The sequence below is a fragment of the Micromonospora sp. LOL_015 genome, assembly GCF_048060275.1.
In the GTDB taxonomy this organism is placed as follows: domain Bacteria; phylum Actinomycetota; class Actinomycetes; order Mycobacteriales; family Micromonosporaceae; genus Micromonospora_E.
In genome coordinates, this window is record NZ_JBHMIO010000027.1 from 54081 (window position 1) to 75810 (window position 21730).

21 protein-coding genes are annotated in these 21730 nt (G+C 69.9%); 12 read left to right on the plus strand and 9 right to left on the minus strand.

The window, feature by feature from the left end:
* Positions 1-66: 66 nt before the first annotated feature.
* Both ACFHWU_RS20475 and ACFHWU_RS20480 read right to left on the minus strand, forming a co-directional pair.
* The gene (locus tag ACFHWU_RS20475; protein WP_278167102.1) at positions 67-441 is read right to left on the minus strand and encodes a hypothetical protein; all 375 of its coding nucleotides are present in this window, start codon (positions 439-441) and stop codon (positions 67-69) included.
* Between the two features lie 174 nt (positions 442-615).
* Entirely contained in the window at positions 616-1056 is a 441-nt protein-coding gene (locus tag ACFHWU_RS20480; RefSeq protein WP_282233960.1) for an XRE family transcriptional regulator, read from the minus strand.
* 264 nt (positions 1057-1320) lie between these two features.
* Between ACFHWU_RS20480 and ACFHWU_RS20485 the strand changes: the two genes are divergently transcribed.
* From ACFHWU_RS20485 to ACFHWU_RS20505, 5 genes are all read left to right on the plus strand, one after another.
* Positions 1321-1665: a hypothetical protein gene (locus ACFHWU_RS20485; protein WP_416552179.1), complete on the plus strand. Its 345-nt coding sequence runs from the start codon at positions 1321-1323 to the stop codon at positions 1663-1665.
* 22 nt (positions 1666-1687) lie between these two features.
* Positions 1688-2101 (plus strand): hypothetical protein, encoded by a 414-nt coding sequence (locus tag ACFHWU_RS20490; RefSeq protein ID WP_416591315.1) that lies wholly within the window; start codon positions 1688-1690, stop codon positions 2099-2101.
* A 444-nt stretch (positions 2102-2545) separates the two neighbouring features.
* Positions 2546-3988, plus strand: a complete 1443-nt coding sequence (locus ACFHWU_RS20495; RefSeq protein WP_416552181.1) for a PhoH family protein — start codon at positions 2546-2548, stop codon at positions 3986-3988.
* Between the two features lie 380 nt (positions 3989-4368).
* Complete coding sequence (locus tag ACFHWU_RS20500; RefSeq protein WP_281553339.1) at positions 4369-5049, plus strand: lytic transglycosylase domain-containing protein; 681 nt, start codon at positions 4369-4371, stop codon at positions 5047-5049.
* 154 nt (positions 5050-5203) lie between these two features.
* Positions 5204-5842 carry a rhomboid family intramembrane serine protease gene (locus ACFHWU_RS20505; RefSeq protein WP_370461577.1) on the plus strand — a complete coding sequence of 213 codons (639 nt, stop codon included), beginning with the start codon at positions 5204-5206 and terminating at the stop codon, positions 5840-5842.
* A 12-nt stretch (positions 5843-5854) separates the two neighbouring features.
* Here ACFHWU_RS20505 and glpX read toward each other — a convergent pair whose 3' ends face one another.
* On the minus strand, positions 5855-6889 hold the full coding sequence (gene glpX / locus ACFHWU_RS20510; RefSeq protein ID WP_416552182.1) for a class II fructose-bisphosphatase: 1035 nt from the start codon (positions 6887-6889) through the stop codon (positions 5855-5857).
* A gap of 157 nt (positions 6890-7046) precedes the next feature.
* Here glpX and ACFHWU_RS20515 point away from each other — a divergent pair, with 157 nt between their 5' ends.
* Both ACFHWU_RS20515 and ACFHWU_RS20520 read left to right on the plus strand, forming a co-directional pair.
* Complete coding sequence (locus ACFHWU_RS20515) at positions 7047-7601, plus strand: DUF4245 domain-containing protein (protein ID WP_416552183.1); 555 nt, start codon at positions 7047-7049, stop codon at positions 7599-7601.
* Between the two features lie 48 nt (positions 7602-7649).
* Positions 7650-7952: a GntR family transcriptional regulator gene (locus tag ACFHWU_RS20520; protein ID WP_416591326.1), complete on the plus strand. Its 303-nt coding sequence runs from the start codon at positions 7650-7652 to the stop codon at positions 7950-7952.
* Here ACFHWU_RS20520 and ACFHWU_RS20525 read toward each other — a convergent pair.
* The 3 genes from ACFHWU_RS20525 to xseA form a co-directional block, all read right to left on the minus strand.
* A complete protein-coding gene (locus tag ACFHWU_RS20525) occupies positions 7900-9819 on the minus strand; it encodes a carbohydrate-binding protein (RefSeq protein WP_416591316.1) in 1920 nt (639 codons plus the stop codon). The genes ACFHWU_RS20520 and ACFHWU_RS20525 overlap by 53 nt on opposite strands.
* 504 nt (positions 9820-10323) lie before the next feature.
* On the minus strand, positions 10324-10527 hold the full coding sequence (locus ACFHWU_RS20530) for an exodeoxyribonuclease VII small subunit (protein ID WP_416552367.1): 204 nt from the start codon (positions 10525-10527) through the stop codon (positions 10324-10326).
* Positions 10528-10620: 93 nt separating this feature from the next.
* Complete coding sequence (gene xseA, locus ACFHWU_RS20535) at positions 10621-11850, minus strand: exodeoxyribonuclease VII large subunit (RefSeq protein WP_416591317.1); 1230 nt, start codon at positions 11848-11850, stop codon at positions 10621-10623.
* 133 nt (positions 11851-11983) lie between these two features.
* On the opposite strand from xseA, the gene ACFHWU_RS20540 reads away from it, so the two are divergent.
* Together ACFHWU_RS20540 and ACFHWU_RS20545 are read left to right on the plus strand one after the other, a co-directional pair.
* A complete protein-coding gene (locus ACFHWU_RS20540) occupies positions 11984-12991 on the plus strand; it encodes a 4-hydroxy-3-methylbut-2-enyl diphosphate reductase (protein ID WP_416552186.1) in 1008 nt (335 codons plus the stop codon).
* A gap of 5 nt (positions 12992-12996) precedes the next feature.
* Complete coding sequence (locus tag ACFHWU_RS20545) at positions 12997-13461, plus strand: hypothetical protein (protein ID WP_416552187.1); 465 nt, start codon at positions 12997-12999, stop codon at positions 13459-13461.
* Between the two features lie 134 nt (positions 13462-13595).
* Here the strand turns inward: ACFHWU_RS20545 and ACFHWU_RS20550 are convergent, their stop codons facing one another.
* The gene (locus ACFHWU_RS20550) at positions 13596-16853 is read right to left on the minus strand and encodes a S8 family serine peptidase (RefSeq protein WP_416591318.1); all 3258 of its coding nucleotides are present in this window, start codon (positions 16851-16853) and stop codon (positions 13596-13598) included.
* Positions 16854-17025: 172 nt separating this feature from the next.
* The gene (locus ACFHWU_RS20555) at positions 17026-18246 is read right to left on the minus strand and encodes a DNA recombination protein RmuC (protein WP_416591327.1); all 1221 of its coding nucleotides are present in this window, start codon (positions 18244-18246) and stop codon (positions 17026-17028) included.
* A gap of 88 nt (positions 18247-18334) precedes the next feature.
* On the opposite strand from ACFHWU_RS20555, the gene ACFHWU_RS20560 reads away from it, so the two are divergent.
* Together ACFHWU_RS20560 and ACFHWU_RS20565 are read left to right on the plus strand one after the other, a co-directional pair.
* Positions 18335-19102 (plus strand): hypothetical protein, encoded by a 768-nt coding sequence (locus tag ACFHWU_RS20560; protein WP_416591319.1) that lies wholly within the window; start codon positions 18335-18337, stop codon positions 19100-19102.
* A gap of 60 nt (positions 19103-19162) precedes the next feature.
* Entirely contained in the window at positions 19163-19780 is a 618-nt protein-coding gene (locus ACFHWU_RS20565) for a hypothetical protein (RefSeq protein ID WP_416591320.1), read from the plus strand.
* Positions 19781-19839: 59 nt separating this feature from the next.
* Here the strand turns inward: ACFHWU_RS20565 and ACFHWU_RS20570 are convergent, their stop codons facing one another.
* Positions 19840-20592: an SGNH/GDSL hydrolase family protein gene (locus tag ACFHWU_RS20570; RefSeq protein WP_416591321.1), complete on the minus strand. Its 753-nt coding sequence runs from the start codon at positions 20590-20592 to the stop codon at positions 19840-19842.
* Positions 20593-20973: 381 nt separating this feature from the next.
* Here ACFHWU_RS20570 and ACFHWU_RS20575 point away from each other — a divergent pair.
* Positions 20974-21730, plus strand: a 757-nt coding sequence (locus ACFHWU_RS20575; RefSeq protein WP_416591322.1) for a hypothetical protein, incomplete at its 3' end; no start/stop codon positions are given.

The window sequence follows — 21730 nt, forward strand, 5'->3', positions numbered from 1 at the left end:
CTCCCGGCGGATGAACGTTCGGGGACGTCGGCGCTGGCGACTACGGTCCGCGAACCACCCGGCGGGTCAGTCGTCACCGCCGCTCATCAGCCGCCGACCGTGCATCCGCGGTGGAAATTGCACGACTGCCGCGTCGTGTTGCTGTCCCTGCCGGAGTAAATAGCCCTCGACGAAGCCGGAGTTGCGGTCTGCGACGTGTGAGTCGACTTCATTGAGCCGGGCGACGAGAAATTCGGTGAGCGCGGTCAGCCGTCCCTGCTGTCGGTCGTTGAGGTGCGCGATGACCGCCACCAGCGTGGCGACGGACGCGCAGGCGATGACGAACAGGTTCACCACCGCTGGCACCTCGCCGCTACTCAGGACGGCGACCACGATATTCGTGGTGCCGTAAAGCGTGATCGCGACGGCCGCGATCACGACTGCCGACCATTTGAGGGTCATCGGGTATCGACCCTCCCTCCTGTCCCGCAGGGCTGTGTCCGGGCTGTGTCCGGCCTTGTCCCGTCCCCCGTGGATGACGAGCCCAAGCAGTACGGAGAGGAACGCTATCGTGACTCAGCGTGCAAGCGGGGCAGAATCGGGCCGCTTGATCGGCTTTCTTTCGCCATCTGAGAACTACCCTGCCCGCTTGGGTCCTTTGCGAGGTTCGACGGGCAGTGGGGGTCGGTAGGCGAGATAGCGAATCGTCTCCCTGATGTGAAATTTCTCCGCATCTGAAACGTTTGGGTCGACCAGCCGGCGGAGCAGTGCCTCCACGTCCGGGTCCATCGGCGGCGCCGAGGGTGCGGGTCGGGCGCTGGTGGCGCGGTCCCAGCCGAGTACGCCGAACGCGATCGTCGGGCTGATCCCCAGTCCCTCGCAGAACGAGACCACCCGCTCGGCCTCCGGATCACTGGACCACTCGCCGCGTACCCACCGGTTGATGGTCTGGCGGGACACGCCGGTGCGCCGGGAGACCTCCGAGCCGGTCCAGGCGCGGGTCGCGCGCGCGTCGGCGAGCGCCTTGCGTACGAAGGCGGCGAAGGCGATCTTCCGCGCGGCGGAGCTGTCCGGCACCGGCCGACGGTACGGCGAATCGCCGCTTTTCCTGGGGGCAGGGAGCCTTCTGTACTGCGTTTGTGACAGAGCTTTGTGAATCTCTGTCGGGAAATCTTCCCTTGTCACGAGGGGTGCCACGGGTGCAGTCTAAGGACCAAGTGGGGTGGTGCTAATCACCCGAAAAGACGATGCTGTCACTTGCGCGTGACGCTTTACTCTACGTCACGTGCTTGAGACGCTTGCTGAGTGGAGTTGTCGCTTACGCGTGACGGAGACGATGCGGTGACCGAACTCGCGACCCGGGCCCAGGCCTTCGGCCTGGTCGCGGACGCCGTCGCCAGCGGCTTGACCGCGCCGTGGCGGCTGTACCTGGCCCGGGGGTGTCGTCACCTGTCGCTCAACGTGGGGGACCGGTCCGAGTGGAACGCGTGGCGGGCACACCTCGGCTGTCCGGAGTTGAGTGTGCGGGTCTACGACGCCGGAGGGGAGATCCGGCGGGCCTCGGTGGCCGAGGTGGTGCTGGGCGGTTGCCGGATCAGCGTCGAACTGGTCGAAGAGGTGAGGACCGACGACATCGATCGGCTGCTCACCGACGGCCCGACGTCGTTCGAGTCGGAGGAGACATGATCCCAGAGATCGGGGCGACCGGATGAGCCCGTTCTTCGCGGTCTTCCTGGTGTTGCTGCTGGCCTCGGCCAGTTACGCCGCCGGCCGGCTGCACGGCCAGCTCAGCTACCGGATCGGCTACCGGTTCGGCTACCGGCAGGGGTACTTCGACGGTGACCGCGGGGCGTGGACCCGGCGGCGCCGGGAGACCGGGGCCGCGATCGCGTCGGTGCTGCCGGAACCAGCCCGTCCGGAGACCCGTCCAGTGGCCGCCGGAGTCGACCTGGCGGTCCGTCCGGGCACCACCTACACCGGCGCGGCCTTCGTCGGCGGGCCTGGCCCCGGTGTGCCTGACCTTGGTGGGCCTGGCCCCGGTGTGCCTGACCTTGGTCGGCCTGACCTCGGTGGGACCGGTGGCCGGCACTCGACGGAACTGCTGGCCGGCCGACATCCCTGACCGGCCGCAGCCGCGGCCGCGGCCATCCGGCCGCAGCGATGAGCTTTCCCGAGGGCGGTGTCGTGTTGAGGCGGACGCGACACCGCCTGGGAACCCCGGCGTCACCGCGCCGGAGTTCCTCCCGGCCGGGATGCGTGCAGGGGGTGCGCATCCCGGCCGGCCGCCTGCTCGGTTCGGATGTGTCCGTCGCGTGACCGGTGTGTCGGACCTGGGTACGGGTCGCCATTCGCCCCGCTCACCTCCGGTGTGGGCCGAAGATCGGCTCAGACGCCTAGCCGAGGTCGGGATCCGGCGGCTAGCGTCTAGTCATGGTCCGGGGTCGTCTCGGGCCAGCCGGACGGTCCGGACCTGCAGTCGCACGGGTTCCGCATCCGACCCGTGCCTTCGGGCCCCGGTGGAGCCGGATCGCGGGCGGATCGGGTGCACGCCCGACGGAGCAGGCCTGTGACGAGTCGACGTACCACCCCCGGGGCCGATCAGAGCCCGACCGCCGCCGCTGTCCCGTCCAGCCGTAGCCGGACCCGCCGAGCCCCGGACGCCGCCGCGTCCGAGTCGGCCGACCGGTCCGCCGGCCAAGTCCAACCGGAGCCGCCAGTCACCATCCGCGCGTACGTCCTGGACACCTCGGTCCTGCTGTCCGACCCGGGGGCGTTCCACCGGTTCGCCGAGCACGAGGTGGTGATCCCGCTGGTGGTGATCTCCGAGCTGGAAGGCAAGCGGCACCATCCGGAGCTTGGCTGGTTCGCCCGGCGGTCGCTGCGCATGCTGGACGAACTCCGGGTCCGCCACGGCCGGTTGGACCAGCCGGTGCCAGCCAACGAGTCGGGCGGCACATTGCGGGTCGAGCTCAACCACGCCGACACCGACGTACTGCCGCCGGGGTTCCGCAACGAGTCCAACGACACCCGGATCCTGTCGGTCGCGCTCAGCATGGGCGCGGAGGGCCGGGACGTGGTGCTGGTCAGCAAGGACATGCCGCTGCGGGTCAAGGCCGCCTCGGTCGGTCTGGTCGCCGACGAGTACCGGCACGGCCAGGCCAGCGACCCGACCTGGACCGGAATGGCCGAGCTGGAGTCCACCGACGAGCAGGTCAAGCAGTTGTACGCGGGCGAGGCCGTCGACCTCGACAGCGCCGCCGGACTGCCCTGTCACACCGGTCTGGTGCTGCACGGCACCGGGGGCGCCGCACTCGGCCGGGTGCTGGCCGACAAGACGGTACGGCTGGTACGCGGCGACCGGGAGGCGTTCGGGCTGCGTGGTCGCTCCGCCGAGCAGCGGATCGCGTTGGACCTGCTGCTCGACGAGTCGATCGGGATCGTCTCGCTGGGCGGTCGGGCCGGCACCGGCAAGTCGGCGCTGGCGCTGTGCGCCGGGCTGGAAGCGGTGATGGAACGGCGCCGGCACAAGAAGGTCGTCGTCTTCCGTCCGCTGTACGCCGTCGGCGGTCAGGAACTCGGTTACCTGCCCGGGTCCGAGTCGGAGAAGATGTCGCCGTGGGCCCAGGCGGTCTTCGACACCCTCGGCGCGGTGGTGCACGAGAACGTGATGGAGGAGGTGCTCGCCCGCGGCATGCTGGAAGTGCTGCCGCTGACCCACATCCGGGGTCGTAGCCTGCACGACGCCTTCGTGATCGTGGACGAGGCCCAGTCGTTGGAACGCAACGTTTTGCTCACCGTGCTGTCCCGGATCGGACAGGGCTCCCGGGTGGTGCTCACCCACGACGTCGCGCAGCGGGACAACCTGCGGGTGGGCCGGCACGACGGGGTGACCGCGGTCATCGAGGCGCTGAAGGGGCATCCGCTGTTCGCCCATGTCACGCTGACCCGTTCGGAGCGTTCTCCCATCGCCGAAATGGTTACTGATCTGTTGGAGGACATCCCACGCTGACCTCGCTCGGTGTGGGACTATGTCCTAATTCAGGGTGAAAATTGGCATGACCAGTATCACATTCAAAGTCCCGCGTTTCCCAACGGCCTCACTGTGAGCGATGGTGGTCGACGAGCGCGCGCACCGGCGACGACCGATATCCGGGTCGTCGGTGGTGGTGCGTCAGCCGACCACCATCGCGGCCGGTCGACGCGCGACCCACCCGGTCGGGCGCTCACGGCGTGCCCGAACCAGCCGCACCGCCGCACCGCACGTGACGGTCGCGCCGCACCTGGCAGCGGCCGCAGCGAGCCGCCGTTCAGCCGGCCGGCCACGCGGTCGCGGGCGGTGTCGACCGGCCCGGCCCGCCGTGCCCTTGCCCCCGACGAAGGGACCACTTCGTGAGTCGGCTGTGGAGCCGGTTCGGTGTCCGGGCACTCGCCGTCGGCCTGCTCGTGACAGGCGTCGCCGGCGGGTTCTACCTGGAGAGCGACCGGGAGACCCAGCAACGCATCAGCGACGCCCGCCTGGCCGCCGAGGCCGAGCAGGTCGAGCTTGAACTGCTGCGCCAGCGCCGGGCTGAACACCAGCGGATGACGGTGCAACGCCGTACCGCCGAACGGGAAGCCACGGAGAAGGCCCTCGCCACGGCCAAGGCCGAGGCGGCCAAGGCCAAGCGGGCGGAGCAGGTGACCCAGCAGAAGCAGCAGGAGGCGGCGGCCCGGCCGCCGGCGGCGACAGTGCCCTTCACCGGCGAGATTCCGGAGTCCTGCGACGAGTTCAGCGGCAACCGGGCGATCGGCTGCGCCCTCACCCTGGAGAAGGGGTGGGGTCTCGACCAGTTCGCCTGCCTGAACAAGCTGTGGAACAAGGAGAGCGGCTGGAACCACAAGGCCTACAACGCGGCCTCCGGTGCCACCGGCATTCCCCAGGCACTTCCGGGCAGCAAAATGGCCTCGGCCGGTGCCGACTGGCAGACCAACCCGGCAACCCAGATCAAGTGGGGCCTCGGGTACATCAGCGGCCGTTACGGCACCCCGTGCGGCGCGTGGCAGCAGTCACAGAACGTCGGCTGGTACTGATTCGGCCCGGACTGTCGGCAGCACCTGTCGCACTCGTCACCGGCGGCGGTACGGACCTGATCGTCCGTACCGCCGCCGGTGTTTCATGCGGCTTTCGCCAGCTGTCGGCTGGCGTCGGTTGCGCGGACCTGATAGCTACTAGGAGATGGCGTACATGGGGACCTCCGGTGGTGACCCGAACCGGTTCGGCACCGAGGCCTTCTACGCCTCGCTGGGCCGGGCATTCGTCGCAATGTGCGCGGTCGTCCCGGTGCTGTTCGTCATCGAGGCGTTCGACGTCTGGTTGAGCGCCGGCTTCGATCTGGCCGCCGGCATCATCCCCCGGCGCATCGACGGGCTGGACGGGGTGTTCTTCGCCCCGTTCCTGCACCACGGCTTCGATCACCTCTACAGCAACAGCGTCCCGTTGATCCTGCTGGGCACCTTCGTCCTGGCCGCCGGGGTCCGCCGGTTCCTCTACTCCACCCTGGTGATCATCCTGGTCAGCGGGCTCGGCGTGTGGTTCACCGGCGCGCCGAACACCGTCGTGGTCGGCGCCAGCGGTGTCGTCTTCGGCTACCTCGGTCTGGTGCTGATGCGCGGCATCGTCGAGCGCACCTGGTGGAACCTCGGCGTTGTCCTGCTGGTCGGCCTGCTCTACGGCTGGCAGCTGGTCGGCATCCTGCCGACCGACGCGTTGATCTCCTGGCAGGGCCATCTCTTCGGGTTCGTCGGCGGGGTGCTCGCCGCGATCCTGTTCCGCCGCCGGCGCGACTACGACCCGTACGATCCGGATCCGCTCACCATGCCCTGACCGGGCCCCGGGTCAGAGGTCGAGTTCGGCGATCGGCCGGCCGTCGAAGTCGACCGCCGAGTAGAGCGCCAGCTTCTCCAACCGGTGATGCGAGTCGATCACCCGGATCGTGCCGCTCTTGGAGCGCATCACGATCGACTGGGTGTACGCCCCACCCGAGCGGTACCGCACCCCGTGCAGCAGGTCACCCGAGGTGACCCCGGTGGCGACGAAGAAGCAGTTGTCGCCGGTGACCAGGTCGTCGGTGCGCAGCACCCGGCCCAGGTCATGCCCGGCGGCGACGGCCTTGTCCCGCTCCGCGTCGTCGCGTGGCCAGAGTTTCGCCTGCATCGCGCCGCCCATGCACTTCAGCGCGCAGGCGGCGATGATCCCCTCCGGGGTGCCGCCGATGCCCATCAGCACGTCGACGTCGGACTCCTCGCGGGCCGCCGAGATCGCGCTGGCGATGTCACCGTCGGACAGGAACCGGATCCGGGCACCGGCGTCGCGGATCTCCTGCACCAGCTCGGTGTGACGGGGCCGGTCGAGGATGCTCACCGTCACGTCGGAGACGCTCGACTTCTTGACCCGGGCAATCCGCTGCAGGTTCTCCCGCACCCCGGCCTCGATGTCGATGACATCGGCGCAGTCCGGGCCGACCGCCAGCTTCTCCATGTAGAAGACCGCGCTGGGGTCGAACATGGCGCCCCGCTCCGCCACCGCCAGCACCGCGAGGGCGTTCGGCATGCCCTTGCTCATCAGGGTGGTGCCGTCGATGGGGTCGACCGCGACGTCGACCTCCGGCCCGGAGCCGTCACCGACCCGTTCTCCGTTGAACAGCATCGGGGCGTTGTCCTTCTCGCCCTCGCCGATCACGACGACGCCACGCATCTGGATCGAGTTGATCAGTCTGCGCATCGCGTCGACCGCGGCGCCGTCGCCGCCTTCCTTGTCTCCCCGACCCACCCACCGGCCGGCGGCCATCGCCGCGGCTTCGGTCACCCGGACCAGGTCCAGGGCCAGGTTACGGTCGAGATTCTGCGGGCTGCGGGTGCCGGTTCCAGTCATCGGTGCTCCTCCTCGCGACGGTGCGGGGCGCATCCCGGAGCACAGCGTCGCCGGCTCCGGTCCTGAGAGAATCCTGGCACGTCACGACGGTGCCAGGTAGTCGCGGGGTGGGCGGTCCGCGCGTCAGTCCGCGCCGGCCGACTGGGAGGATGGGCGGATGGAGACGACCGGGCCGGCGAGGCCGGCGCGCGACCGGGCCGAACGCACCCCGAAGGACATCACCCTGTCGCTGCTCGTCCTGCTGGTACCGATCCTGCTGGTGTTCGGGTTCTACCGGGTCTTCCTCGGCGCCGCCGACCCGGTGACGGTGGATCCCGGGCCGGCGTACGAGCAGGCCGGCGCGGCGGGCGAGTTCCCGGTGCGCGCGCCCGCCGGTCTCGGACCGGACTGGGTCGCGGTGAGCGCGGTCTTCCGGCCGGCGTCGGCGGCGGACGGTCCGACGCTGCGGCTGGGCTACGTCACCCCGGCCGGCGCCGCCGTCCAGGTAGTGCAGAGTTCACGGCCGGCACCGGAGCTGCTGGTGGCCGAGCTGACCGCGACCGCGCAGCCGCAGGGCGATGTGGTGATCGGGGCGACAACCTGGCAGCGGTACGCGGCCCGGCCCGGCGAACGCGCGCTGGTGTGGCTGGCGCCGGAGCACAGTGTGCTGGTGGTCGGCACGGCCGACTCCGAAGAGTTGCGGCTGATGGCCGGGGCGCTCACCCCTCGCTGATCCGTCGGCGGGTCCGGCCCGTCCAGTGCGGTTGCCTGGGCCGGGCAGCTGACCAGCCGGCTGGGCATCAGCCGGGCGCCGCTGCGCGAGGCGCTACGGCTCCTCGCCGAGCAGGGCCTGGTGGAGCACGTGCCACGGCGTGGCGTGGCGGTCCGACGGCTCGAGCCGAACACCAGATACCTGATCCGGGGCCGGAAGGGTATCTGGTGTTCGGCTCGTTGGGGCGTGCAGTTGATCAGTGGCGGCGGTGGCTGCCCAGCCGCCGATCAGCCGTATGTCTCGTCACGCGTACGTCCCTTTAGGCGTACGTCTCGAACTCGGCGATCTGCGGCGTGCCGGAGGCACCGGTGATCTCGAAGCTGATCTTGCGCAGCGTGGTCGAGGAGAAGCTGATCACGCCGGCACCGCTGCCGGAGGCGAGGGTGGCACCGTTGTCGTGGTTGTACAGCCGCCATGAACTGATGGCGCCTACGGCACCCGACGCCTCCCGGATGTTGACCGAGGAGACGGTGGTGTCAGCGTCCCACTTGATCGAGATGCGACCGGTGGTGCCGCTCGGCGACCAGTAGGTGCCCATGTCGCCGTCCCGTACGTCGCCGTAGCTGGTGCCGCTGCCCTTGCTCGAACCGTCCGATCCGGCGCCGATGCTCAGGTTGGTGCCACCGGGCTGGGTCGGGGTCGAGGTCGGCTGCGGCGCCGTCGGGCTCGGAGTCGGGCCGGGGCCGGGGCCGGTGCCGCCGGAGACCTGCAGGTAGTCGATGTTGCTCAGGCCCTCACCGGTGGCGGCCACCAGCCGAATCGTGTTGGTACCGCTGTTGAGCGCGACGGACACCGAGACGTTCGAGTAGCTGGTCCACCCGCCGGTCGGGTTGAACGCGACCCCTTGCTGCACGGTCGAGCCGTTGACGACCAGGTTGGCCGGCCGGTTGCCCGAGCCACCGTTGGCGTGCCGGATAGTCAGGTTCGTCGTGCCGCCACTGGAGCTGACCAGGAACTGCGACGCCGCACCCGAGGTGTTCTCCGTGTTGCAGTACCCGCTGCCGGAGTAGCCGGAGTGCTCCGACTCGATCTCACCGTCACACGTGGCCGGCGAGTACTCCGCCTCGTAGCGTCCGTCCGGGCCGGGCGTCGGAGGCACGGTCGGCGTGGGGCTCGGCGGGTTCGACGGCGGCGGCGAGGTCGGCGAACAGCTGCCGTCCGAGACGCGGTTGCCCTTGTTGGCGCCGGAGATCTGCCGGAGCATGTTCGGCACGCAGCTGGCTCCGTCGAGCGTGTAGGAGTACGGGATGCTCACGCTCGTGTTCGAGGTGGGGTTGGGGCCGGCCGGCTGGTTGTCGCCGCTACGGCTGGACCAGTCGATGTTGTCGTAGATGTTGCCGCTGACCTGCCAGTAGCCGGCCTCGCTGGTGTAGAACGTGCCCAGGACGTCGTTCGAGTCCTGGAAGTAGTTGTTCTCCACCTTGGCGCGCCCGCCGGCTCGCGAGTTGATGCCGGACTTCTCGATGTCCGTGTAGTGGTTGTTGTAGATGTGTGCGATGCCACCACGCAGCAGCGGAGTACGGGAGTCGATGTTTTCGTACACGTTGTGGTGGAACGTCACGTATCCGTTGGACGTGTCGCTCTCGCTGGAGCCGATCAGACCGCCGCGGCCGGAGTTGCGCAGGATGCTGTACGACAGGGTGACGTACCGCGTGTTGTTCTTCAGGTCGAACAGGCCGTCGTAGCCCTCCGACTCGCCGCCCGAGGCTTCCAGCGTGACGTGGTCGACCCAGACGTTGCGGACGTCAGCCTCCATGCCGATGGCGTCACCACCGTTGGAGGTCGGCGAGCCCGACTTCTTCACGTTGCGTACGGTGACGTTCTGGATGATGATGTTGCTCGCCTCGCGGATGTGGATGCCGAGCTGGTCGAAGACCGCGCCGCTGCCCACTCCGATGATCGAGACGTTGCTGATCTGCTTGAGTTCGATCTTGTCGTCGGCAGTGTTGCAGCTGTCGCCCGACACCTTGCTGGTGTTGCCGTGGTTGATCCTCCCTTGGACCTCGATGATGATCGGGGTGCTGCTGCTGGACCGGTTGCACAGCGCGGAGTGGATGCCGGTGCCGGAGCTGACCCGCACCGTCTGGCCGCCCGCCCCGCCGGTGGTCCCACCGTTACGAGTGGCGAACCCGGTGGCGCTGCCGGTCGCCGCCGAGGCCTGGGGAATCGCCAGGGCCACGCCGACCGTTCCGGCTACGGCTGTGATGGCCAGTCCTGCGAGAAGTCGCAGTCCGACTGGTCGTCTCATAGTCTCGTCTCGCCTTCGTCTTGGAGTTGCTGATGGATCGTCTCGACTGCTGGAGGACGCGTGCCGTCCGGCGCAACCGGTACGGCACTGGTCGCAGCCCGTGGTCAACCCGCCGGTGGCGCCGATGTGACCGTTGCCCGGCCGTCAGATGACGGCCATCGGCCATCGATGGCGGCAGCCGGGGCGGGGACGCCTCGACCCAGGTGCGGTGTTCTTGGTGATGTGGACGAGTCGGCGGCTCATCGGGCCCCGGACGCGTGGCCGTCAGCGCTGAGGGCGCGAGGTCACCCGGACCGTCCTCACGTCCCCGCCGCCGGTGTGCTGCAGCACACCTTGCCCTAACTTCGGAAAGCGCTTTCCCCGAAGGATAGGTCGACGTCCATCAACTTGCAAGATCCTAGCCGGATTGTGGCTAAATGCCGTCTTGGGGCACCCTCAGCCGGTGGCTCGGGCGCCGCGGGCGGCGTCGAGTCGCTGACGGGCCCCGTCCAGCCAGCGCTGACAGGCGGCCGCCAACTGTTCGCCGCGCTCCCACAGCGCCAGTGACTCCTCCAAGGTGGTGCCGCCGGACTCCAGTCGCTCCACCACCGAGGCCAGCTCGGCGCGGGCCTGCTCGTAGCTCAGCGAGTCCGCCGCCAGCGGCCCGCCCGCCGGCTCGGTCGCCGGAACCTTCGTTGACGCGGTCGCCGTGCCGCGGTCAGCTGCCTTCTTCGTGGTCACCTGATGCCTCACTCACTCGGGTCTGGCGGCGACGGCCGGCAGCTCACCGCCGGCCAGTCGCAGCCGCAGCGGATCGCCGGCGGCGACGTCGTCGGGGGAGCGGACCACCGCGCCGACGGCGTCCTGCACGATCGCGTACCCCCGGTCGAGGGTCGCGGCCGGTGACAGCGCGCGCAGCCGGGCCAGGGTGTGCCCCAGCTCGGCGGTGCCGGCGGACAGCCGGTGCGCCAGGCAGCGGGTGGCCCGGTCTCGCAACACGTCGACCTCGTCGGCCCGCCCGTCCAGCAGCGCCTGCGGGCGGGCCAGCACCGGCCGGGACCGGACCATCTCCAGCCGGTGCGTCTCCCGGTCGATCAGGCCGGTCACCGCCCGGTCCAGCCGGTGCCGGGCCAGAGCGATCAGCCGCAGCTCCTCGGCCAGATCGGGCACCAGCCGTTTGCCCGCGTCGGTCGGCGTGGACGCCCGTACGTCGGCCACGTAGTCGAGCAGCGGCGCGTCGGTCTCGTGACCGACGGCGCTGACCACCGGGGTACGGCAGCCGAACACCGCCCGGCACAGCGCCTCGTCGGAGAACGGCAGCAGATCCTCGACGCTGCCGCCGCCCCGGGCGATGACGATCACGTCGATCGACGGATCGGCGTCGAGCACCGCCAGCGCGTCGAGCATCTGCGGCACCGCGCCGGACCCCTGCACCGCCACGTTGACCACCCGGAAGTCGACCGCCGGCCAGCGTCGGCGGGCGTTGGTCAGCACGTCCCGTTCGGCCGCCGACGCCCGGCCGGTGATCAGCCCGATCCGCTTCGGCAGGAACGGCGGGCGGCGCTTGCGGGCCCGGTCGAACAATCCCTCGGCGACCAGCAGCTTCTTCAGCTTTTCCAGCCGGGCCAGCAGCTCACCGAGGCCGACCTGGCGGATCTCGTCGGCGCGCAGGCTGAGCGTGCCCCGGGCCGGATAGAACTCCGGCTTGGCGCGCAGCACCACCCGGGCTCCGTCGGTCAGCTCCGGCGCGCCGAGGTCGAGCACGTCACGGTTGGTGGTGACGGTCAGGCTGAGATCGGCCGACGGGTCACGCAGGGTCAGGAACACGGTGGTCGCGCCGGGCCGCCGGCTGATTTGCGCGACCTGCCCGTCGACCCACACCCAGCCGAGCCGGCCGATCCAGGCGCTGATCTTCTGGCTGACCACCCGAACCGGCCACGGCTCGTCCGCGCTGCTGCGCGGCGTCGTGTCGGTGTCGGTCACCCGGCAAGGGTACGGGCGGGCGGTGACACCATCGCCGCTCGCCCCGCCGGTCGGCGAATGCCGGTCGGCCCCCGTCCGGTCCCGCCGGTCGGCCACGCTGCCGTCGTGGTCGACGGCACGTAGACTCGGCCGGGTGAGCGAGCCTGACGCGAAACCGGTCCACCGCAAGCGGGTGCTGCTGGCCAACCCCCGTGGCTACTGTGCTGGCGTCGACCGCGCGGTGCAGACCGTGGAGGAGGCGCTGAGGCTGTACGGCGCCCCGGTCTACGTACGCAAGCAGATCGTGCACAACAAGCATGTGGTCTCGACCCTGGAGGCCAAGGGCGCGATCTTTGTCGAGGAGAACGAGGAGGTCCCGCGCGGCTCGACCGTGGTCTTCTCGGCACACGGCGTCGCCCCCGAGGTGCACCGGCAGGCGAAGGCCCGGTCGTTGAAGGCGATCGACGCCACCTGCCCGCTGGTGACCAAGGTCCACCAGGAGGCCCGCCGGTACGCCGCGCAGGACTACGACATCCTGCTGATCGGCCACGAGGGCCACGAGGAGGTGGTCGGCACCTCCGGCGAGGCCCCGGCGCACATCCAGCTGGTCGACGGCCCGGACGACGCCGACAAGATCACCGTACGGGACCCGGAGAAGGTGGTCTGGCTGTCGCAGACCACCTTGTCGGTCGACGAGACCATGGAGACGGTCGCCCGTCTCAAGCGACGGCTGCCGATGCTGCAGTCGCCGCCGACTGACGACATCTGCTACGCAACCCAGAACCGCCAGCAGGTGGTCAAGCAGATCGGGGCCGAGTGCGACGTGGTGCTGGTGGTGGGTTCCCGTAACTCGTCCAACTCGGTGCGGCTGGTCGAGGTGGCGATCGACGCCGGGGCCCGCGCCGGCTACCTGATCGACTTCGCCCACGAGATCGACGACGCCTGGCTGGCCGACGCGACCACCGTCGGGCTGACCTCCGGTGCCAGCGTTCCCGACGAACTGGTGCACCAGGTGGTCGACCACCTCGCCGCACGGGGTTTCACCGACGTCGAGCAGGTCACCACGGTCGAGGAGACGATCACCTTCTCGCTGCCGTCGGAGCTGCGTCGGGACATGAAGGCAGCCGCAGCGGGAACGGGCGTCCCGGCCACCGCGTCCTAGCCGGTATGAGAGTCACTCGGATCGGCGTACCCCTGTTGCTGACCTGCCTGGCGCTGCCGGCGTGCGGCACCGGTGAACCCATGACCGAGCCCGACCCCGACCCGGTGCCGACCGTGACGGTCGCGCCGTCCACGCCGCCGGCAGCCGAATCACCGAGCGGAGGTGCCACGGTGAGCACAGCACCGCAGACCCCCGGACCGCCTGAAGACCTGCCCACCTCGGTGCGAGGGGGCACCCCGGGAGCGGGAAAGTCGACCGGGTCGTCGCGGCCGATGACCCTGACCGGCGCCGTCGAGGCCGGGGTGGAGCACGACTGCTACCTGCTCGACGGCTATCTGCTGGTCGGCGGCTCGCGTGACCTGATCCGTCCGGGTGCCCGGCTGAGCGTCACCGGTCACGTCCAGGCCGACCTGATGACCACCTGCCAGCAGGGCACCCCGTTCATGGTGCAGCGGGTCGAGCCCGCCTGACCGGCGGCGCGACCACCGACCCTGACCTGCGCCGAGCGGCGCCCTGGTGCCTGCGTCGGTGCCCGTAGGACACAGCGAGGGGCCCACCCCGACTCGGGGTGGGCCCCTCTACCGTCGTACGGCCGAGCCGAAGGTCAGCTCACCGAGCTGACCGAGACCCCGCCGCGGCCGACGACCGCACCCTGTTCGGTGACGACGAGCATCTCACCGAACAGCTCCCGGCCCGCCTCCGGAGTGGCGTCCACCGTGACGCTGCCGCTGAGCGTGGCGCTGGCGCCGTTGGCCAGCTCCGTCGAGCCCGACTCGACCGAGATGGCGCCCAAACCGGTCGAGTAGAACACGTCCAGGTAGTCGTACTCGGTGCTGCCGGCCGGCACCGAGTACCCGTCGACCTCGATGTCGTAGACACCGGGTGCCGGGTTGTCGATCGTCACGGCCTCTTCGGAGTCGCCGTCGGCGGTGTAGTCGATCAGCGAACCGTTCCGGTAGACGAACAGGTCCAGGTCGGCGCTGAGATCGCTGGTGTTGCCGATCTTCGCGAACAACCGGGTTGCCCCGGCCGGGACCGTCACCTGGAAGGTCTGCACCTCCAGGTCGGCGATCGTCGGTCGGTCGCTGTTCGCCGAGCCGAGCGAGCCGCCCTGCCCGGAGACCGTGACCGGGCCGAAGGTGTTCTCCACCGTCCAGCTGAGCGGAGTTGGCTCACCGAGGGTGATGTCCTCAAGCACCGTGTTGGCCGGGTCGACAGTGACGCCCTGCACCTGGGCGGTCAATTCAAACGGGTTCTGCAGCATCGGCGAGGTCCGCCGCGACTCCACCTCGATCTCCCAGACCCCCGGCAGCGGGTTCTGGTAGTCCCGCTCCTCCGGCTTGCACAGGCTCGGGTCGGAGAAGTTGGTGTAGCAGCGCAGACTGCTGGAGCTCTCCAGCGGTACGCCGTACGGGTCGATCGCGATGAACCGGGTCTGCGATCCGTCCGCGATGCCCGACAGGCTGACCTGCAGCGCCGTCGCACCTTCGGGCACCGTGACGAAGAACGACGTGTACGCGTTACGCGTCACCTTGCCGGAGGTGTTGAACTCGTACTCCGGGCTGGTCATCGCGGTCGATGCCACCACCGTGTTCATGATCTCGAAGTCGACCGTGGCGGTGAACGGGTTGTCCACCCGGAGGATGGCGCTGTGCACACCGGCGTCCGGCGTGGCCCGCACGTTGAACGTGACGGCCTCGTTCAGCGGCAGCACCACCTGGCCGGGGGCGGCGAAGGTGCCGTCGTTGCCGACCCACTTGAGCTTGTGCAGCAGGTCGACGTCCGGGCCGCTGGTCCGGGTGATGGTGACCGGGTAGGACTTGAACTGGCCCGGCCGGTGACCACCGGCGTCGGCGGCGCACCGGTTGTAGACGCCGGTGCCCTCGTGCGGGGTGGCCAGGTACTCCGAGATCGGCGTGCAGACCGGGGCGCTGACGTCGTAGCCGTTGACCTCGATACCCTCGCGCAGCAGCTTCCAGGTGTCGGCCACGTGCAGCATGCCGTTGCCCTGCTCGTGGGCGGAGGCATCGTTGATCCAGCGGGCACCGCTGTACAGCGCCCGACGCAGCTGCATCGGGGTGACGTCGAGGTCCTTGGCCTTGACGCCCGACATCAGCAGGGCGACCGCGCCGGTGGCCTGCGGGGCGGCCATCGACGTGCCGTTGTACATGGCGTAGCCGGGCGGCAGCGGGTAGCCGGCCTCAGGGACCGGGCCGCCCTCCTCCCAGCCGGCGACGGTGGAGATGGCCGCGCCGGGGGCGCTGATGCTCGGCTTGAACCCGCCGTCCTCGCGCGGACCGCGCGACGAGAACGGGAACAGCGAGCTGCGGGTGCTTACCTCGGAGCCGTAGTTGGCGGCCCAGGTCTCCCGGCTCACGCTCGCGGCGACGCTGACTACGCTGGAGGCAACCGACGGGTCACCGATGGTGTTGGTGCCCGGGCCGGAGTTGCCGGCCGAGATGAACATCTGCACGCCGTACACGTCGATCAGAATGTTGTACAGCTCCGCGCGGGCGTTGTTGCCGTCGTTGAGCGCCGGCAGACCACCGATCGACATGTTGATGATGTCGACGCCCCGGTTGATGACCAGGTCGATCATGCCGTCGGTCAACGCGGCGGCGGTGCAGCCGCCAGCGAAGGTGCAGGCCCGCGAGGAGACCAGCTTGGCGCCGGGCGCGGCGCCGTCGAAGTTCTCGTTGCCCAGCATGTCGTTGGCGGCCACGATGCCCGCCACGTGGGTGCCGTGCGACGACGAGATCAGGCCGATGTTGACGTAGTCGATCAGGCCGGGACCACCGACCGGAGCGGTGTCGACGTCGGTAAGGAACTCGACGACGAACGGCACCTGCTCGGCAATCGGGGTCGCCGGGTCGTCCGTGCCGAAATGCCCGATGTCGAAGTTCTCCTGGTACGGACGCATCACCGGCTCGTCGGTGAAGTCGAAGTCCTGGTCGACGTCGACCCGTACGTCGTTGGTGGCCGGGTCGTACAGCACGCCGAATCGGTCGCTGGTGTCGCCGTCGCGGTTGACGTCACCGTCGGCCGCCCCGCCGGCGGTGATCGACTCCGAGAACAGGTTGATCATGTAGTCGCCGGCCGGCGCGGACCAGCTGACCCCGGCGTAGCTGAAGCTCGGGCCGCTCACACCGGTGAGCATCGGCCGCCAGGTGCCGTCGTTCTCGTACAGCGGGTCGATCGGGGTGACCCAGTCGATGACCTTCCGCTCCCCGGTGGTGGTGGTCTGCAGCGCGGGGTGGTCCAGGTCGATCCCGGAGTCCATGATACCGACGACGACGTTGCGGCCGTCCCAGCGCGGGTGGCTCTTCTTGAATGAGACCGCGCCGGTTTCGCTGGTCGGCATGTAGGGGTTGACCGCGCCGGTGTCCGGCCCCGGGCCGGTGGTCGCGCTCGCCACGGAGGAAGCCGCCGCCATGCTCTCCGGCACCGGGTCCGGCATCGGGATCGTCTCGTTGAGGTCGACTGCCGAGACCCCGGGCAGTTTCGACGCCGCGACGACGTTCTTGACCGGCACGCGGGCCCGGACGTAGCCGACCTCATCGACCTGGTTGCCGATCACGCCGCCGAGCTTCTTCAGCTCGGCCGCGACCTTCGGTGCCTGGCCCTGCTCGGTGGCGACCAGCAAGGTGACGCTCTGCTCGCTCTTCGCCTCCGCCTCGGCGAGCAGGTCGAGATCGTGCGACCCCAACGTATCGGTAGGGGTGTCCTTCAGTACGTCGGCTTTGGTCGACGGGTTGGCGCTCGCGGTGGACGCACCACCCGCCAGCGTCACGGCACCGGCCACCATGACGGATGCCAGGAGCGCGGCAGAGGTTCGCCGTCTCCAGATGCGGGGTTTACTCACGTTCTCTTCCTCCGGAAGAACTGGGCCCTGTGGTGCAGGGCACGTGTGACCGCATCCTTTGTGTTCCGGTGGATCGCTGTCACTACCTAGCCAAGCGTTGTGACCAGCCCGTGACATGCACTTCCCTGAATGGGTGGCGTGGTCGTAGTGAAATGCCTGCAATGAGTAGTGTCTATTTGGGGTTTTCCCAGCTCAACCCGGTCCACTCGGGACGTGTCCGATGCGCCCGGTCATCGCCGACCGACGGCGATTCCAGCTCCGGCGCCTGCACCTGACGCGGCGCCACTTCGACCTGTGGCGGGGGCGTCAGTTCGGTGTCGGAAACCCCGAGATCGGCGAGTTTTCGTGCACTGACCAGGACCCGCCCCTCCAACGATCCCACCGCCCGGTTGTACGCGGTGACCGCACCTCCCAGCGCGTTACCCAACTTGGTGACGTGCTCGCCCAGCGTGGCCAGCCGCCCGTACAGATCACGGGCCAGTCGGTGCACGGCCACCGCGTTACGGGCCAGCGCCTCCTGCCGCCACGAGTACGCCACGGTGCGCAGCAACGCCACCAGCGTCGCCGGGGTGGCCAGTACGATGTCCCGGCTGAACGCGTGCTCCAGCAGAGCCGGGTCGCGCTGCAACGCGGCGTCCAGGAACGAATCGGCCGGCACGAACAGCACCACGAACTCCGGCGTCTGATCAAACGCGGACCAGTACTGTTTCGCAGCGAGTGCGTCCACATGGGTCCGCAGCTGCCGGGCGTGACTGTCCAGGTGCTGGTCCCGGCTGCGCTCCTCGCGGGCCTCCATTGCAGACAGATAGCCGTCGAACGGCGCCTTGGCGTCGACCACCACGCTGCGTCCGCCGTGCAGCCGTACCACGAGGTCCGGGCGGACCGTCTGTTGCTCGGTCCGCGCTGTCACCTGCTCGGCGAAGTCGCAGTGCTCCAGCATCCCGGCCGCCTCGACGATGCGCCGCAGCTGGTGCTCACCCCACCTGCCACGTACCTGGGGCGCGCGCAGCGCCGCGACCAGTTGTTTGGTCTCGGTACGCAGTTCAGCGGAGACTCCACCCATCGCCCGGACCTGCTCGCGCAGCTCGGCATACGCGTCGACCCGGTCATGCTCCAGCTCGGCCACCCGCTGCTCGTAGCGGCGCAGCGCGTCGTGCAGCGGTGCCACCGCACGCGCCACCGCCTCCTGCGACTGGGCGGTCGCCTCGTACGACAGCGCCCGCATCGACTGCTCCAACCGGCCCTCGCCGTCGCGGGTGGCGCGCAGCGTCGCGTCCAGCCGGGCGATCTCGGCCGCCGACCGGGCCCGGGCGGCCAGCCAGCCGAGCGCCGCGCCGCAACCGAGACAGACGACCACCACCACTACCGTCGCGACATCCACGCCGGAAAGCATGTCAAACAGGTACGCCGCCCGCCCGCCGGCGCCCGGCACCGTCCGTCGTTGTGGCTGGTGGTGGATCAGGGCGGCTACCGTCGTAGCCATGGAACTTCTTCTGCTCCTGGTCTTGGTGGCGTTGTTCGCCGGCGGCCTGCTGTGGTGGCGGGGGGAAAGCGCCGCCCGCAAGGAGCGGGCGCTGGCCGACGCCCGGGCCGAGGCACAGCGCTGGTACGAGCGGCTCGGCGGCCAGGTGATGAACCTGCACGGCGACCAGCCGGCGGTCCGGCAGTCGCTGCTCGACGCCGGCGAGCGCTATACCGCGGCCGGGTCACAGCTGGAGCAGGCCCGCAGCGTCAAGCAGTTCGAGCTGGCCCGGGAGACCGCCCTGGAGGGCCTGGCCTACGTCCGGGCGGCCCGGGTGGCGCTCGGCATCGACCCCGGCCCCGAGCTGCCCCCGCTGGCCGCCGCCCGGGGCGCCGGGCAGCTCACCAAGGAACGTGAGGTCGACGTCCAGGGGCAAACCTTCCGGGCCGGGCCCAACCCGGGCCCGCAGACGCCGCACTACTACCCGGGCGGCTACCACCAGGGCCGGCCGGTGCCGGCCGGCTGGTACTCCCAACCGCTGTGGAAGCCGGCGCTGGCCGGGGCGGCCGGTGCGATCGGCGGCATGCTGGTCTTCAGCGCGTTGTTCTCTCCGGCGTTCGGCGACCCCGGCTACGACGCCGGGTACGCCGCCGGCTTGGAGGACGGCGGCGGTGACGAGGACTTCACCGGCGGCGAGGACTTCTCCGGTGGCGACTTCTCCGGTGGCGGCGACTTCGGCGGTGGGGATTTCGGCGGTGGGGATTTCGGCGGGTTCGGGGATTTCTGACCTTCGGAAGTAGGGCTACCCGGATGGTCCGCCGACCGGTGAGCGGGCAGGCTCGTCACCGTGGACACCAAGCGACAGATTCAACGCGGCTGGCTCGCCGGTCTCGGCGCGGCGGGTCTGGCCACCGGGGCGGTGACCGCCGCCGCCCAGTCGTCCGGGCGGTTCCACTGGTGGGCCGGGTTCATCCTGCTACCCGGGGCGTTGATCGCCGCCGCCGGTGGCCCGCTACTGGCCCGCGGTGGCGGCCGGGCCTTCGGTGGGTACGTCATCGCCGGCATCGGCGCGATCGTCTTCACCGTGGGTGCGCTGCTCATGCTGGGACTGATGGGTGACGGCTGGCCGTTGCTCGTCGTGCTGTCCTGCCTGGCGGTGGCCGGCACCTACCGCTGGCGTCCGGATCATCCGCTCGCCCGAGGGCTGCACCGCACCGTTGCCCTGCTGGCCGTCACCGGCGCCGGGGTCGGCGTCACCCTCGGACTGATCGTGACCGGTCTGGTCGACTTCGGCGCCACCGGCTGGTGGGGCGGTTTCATGATGCTCGCTGCCGCCGTGGTGTTCGCCAACGCACTCGAACTCGGCCGGCACCGGATGCCGTACCGGCTGCAGGCGGTGACGCTGCTCGCCGGGCCGTCGGTGGTGGCCTTCCTGCTCGGCCTGCGCTTCCTGCGTGGCTGGTGACGGCAAGCGGCGGTGACCATCAGCCGGCGAACGGATCCGAGGGAACGGATCCGACACGGTCAGCCGGCCTGGACCGGCACCCAGTCGGCGTACTTCGCGGTCCGCCCGTCACCGGACGAGCGGCCGCGCAGCCGGCGGTGTACCCAGGGCACCACGAACTCCCGGTAGTAGCGGGCCTCGGCGAGCAGGCCGCGTCGGCCGACCGGTGCCGGGTCGACCACGTGCGCCTCGGTCGGGTGGCCCAGCCCGTCCAGCACCAGGCTGGCGACTCGGCGGTGGCCGGCCGAGTTGAGGTGCAGGCGGTCGGGTGACCAGTACTGTTCGCGGCGGATCTCCATGTCGCCGAACACGTCGATGAAGTCGAGGCCGTGCCGGGCGGCGAGTTCGGCGGTGGCTGCGGTCAGCGCCAGCCCGCGTCGCCGCATCGTTGCGCCGAACGGCAGCCGGGCGCTCGGGTCGCCGCCGCTGAGCAGCACCAGCCGTACGCCGGCGTCGGCGCAGCGGCGTACCGCGTCCTCGGTCAGCGCGACCAGCCGGCCCAGATCCGTGCCGGCGCGCATCATGTCGTTGCCGCCGCCGTTGAGCGTGATCATCGTCGGGAGCGGGGACAACGACAGCGCCCGGTCGAGTTGCTCGGTGACGATCGGCTCCAGTAGCCGTCCCCGGATCGCCAGATTGGCGTACTGCACGCTACCGCCGTTCGCGGCGGCGAGCCCGGCGGCGACCAGATCGGCCCAGCCGCGTACGGTGCCGTCCGGTAGTTCGTCGCCGAGTCCTTCGGTGAAGCTGTCCCCGATCGCCACGTACCGCACCCGCGACCTCCCCGTCCCGCGTAACCAGCGGCACCAAGTTACCTCCCGGTACCGACAGGTGCTGTGACGCGGATCCCGCTCCGACGGTTGGCGAGCAATGCTTCCTGACCGGGCAGCCCGTCCGAGGCCAGTTGAGTGAGCTTAGGGATCAACCTGTGGGCACGTCCGACGAACGGCGGAAGTGGATCCGTTCAGCGGAGGCCGTGCCGGCTGGCCAGCTACGCCGCCCCGAACCTGCGTGTCGAGTGGCGTGGACCTCCGGTAGTTTTGCACGACTTGCCCTATTTGCTGTCGTTCTCGTTTGTGACGGATGGGCACACCGGCCTGTCCGGCTCACGCAGAAGACGAGACGGGGGAAAAGTGCAGTCAACGTTGAAACGGGTGGCCGGCCTCTCGCTGGCCGCGTTACTTGGCACCGCTGGCGGGTTGGCGGTGACCGCCGCGCCAGCCCACGCAGCTCCCGGTGACGCGCATGCGCGGGGGGTGATCGTCGGCCTCTCGGCGGAGGTGCTCGGAATTCCGGTGATCGACGCCAGCGCGGTGATCGGGTCGGTGGACGCCCCACCCGCCGGCGGCACCGACACCGAGACTCTGCTCGACATCACCCTGCCGGGTGCCATCGGCGTCGCCGCCGACGGCACCGTCCTGGAGGTCAGCGCGACCAGGGGTCCGATCTCGTCGTTCGCCTCCTCGTCGGTCGCCGACGTGTCACTGGACATCCTCGGCCTTAGCGTGCTGACCGCCTCAGCGGTCGAAGCCTCGGTCAGCTGCCCGTTCGTCGGCCCGCAGACGGCCGACACGACGCTTACCGGACTGACCGTGTTCGGCTCACCCGAGGTGCTCATCCCCAATGGGCCTAGCCTCGACGTGAGCGCCGCAGTGACGGTGCCGGGTCTGGTCGGCGCGATGCTCGACGTGTCGCTGTCGCGTATCGAGACCGTCACCGCCGACAGCGCGGCGGCGGCGACCATCGTGCTCACCGCGGCACTCTCCGGCGAGATCCTCGGGATTCCGGTGGTCATCCCGGTCGGTGAGGTCATCATCGCGGAGGCCACCTGCGAACGTCCGGCCGCACCGGCGCCGCCGACGGCGTCGTCGATTGATCCGGATTCTGGTCCGCAGTCTGGTGGTCAGCCGG

Coding starts and splice junctions, on each gene's coding strand:
- ACFHWU_RS20475 (WP_278167102.1), bottom strand. CDS start 441: ATGACCCTCAAATGGTCGGCAGTCGTGATCGCGGCCGTCGCGATCACG.
- ACFHWU_RS20490 (WP_416591315.1), top strand. CDS start 1,688: ATGAGCCCGTTCTTCGCGGTCTTCCTGGTGTTGCTGCTGGCCTCGGCC.
- ACFHWU_RS20505 (WP_370461577.1), top strand. CDS start 5,204: ATGGGGACCTCCGGTGGTGACCCGAACCGGTTCGGCACCGAGGCCTTC.
- glpX (WP_416552182.1), bottom strand. CDS start 6,889: ATGACTGGAACCGGCACCCGCAGCCCGCAGAATCTCGACCGTAACCTG.
- ACFHWU_RS20515 (WP_416552183.1), top strand. CDS start 7,047: ATGGAGACGACCGGGCCGGCGAGGCCGGCGCGCGACCGGGCCGAACGC.
- ACFHWU_RS20545 (WP_416552187.1), top strand. CDS start 12,997: ATGAGAGTCACTCGGATCGGCGTACCCCTGTTGCTGACCTGCCTGGCG.
- ACFHWU_RS20555 (WP_416591327.1), bottom strand. CDS start 18,246: ATGCTTTCCGGCGTGGATGTCGCGACGGTAGTGGTGGTGGTCGTCTGT.
- ACFHWU_RS20560 (WP_416591319.1), top strand. CDS start 18,335: ATGGAACTTCTTCTGCTCCTGGTCTTGGTGGCGTTGTTCGCCGGCGGC.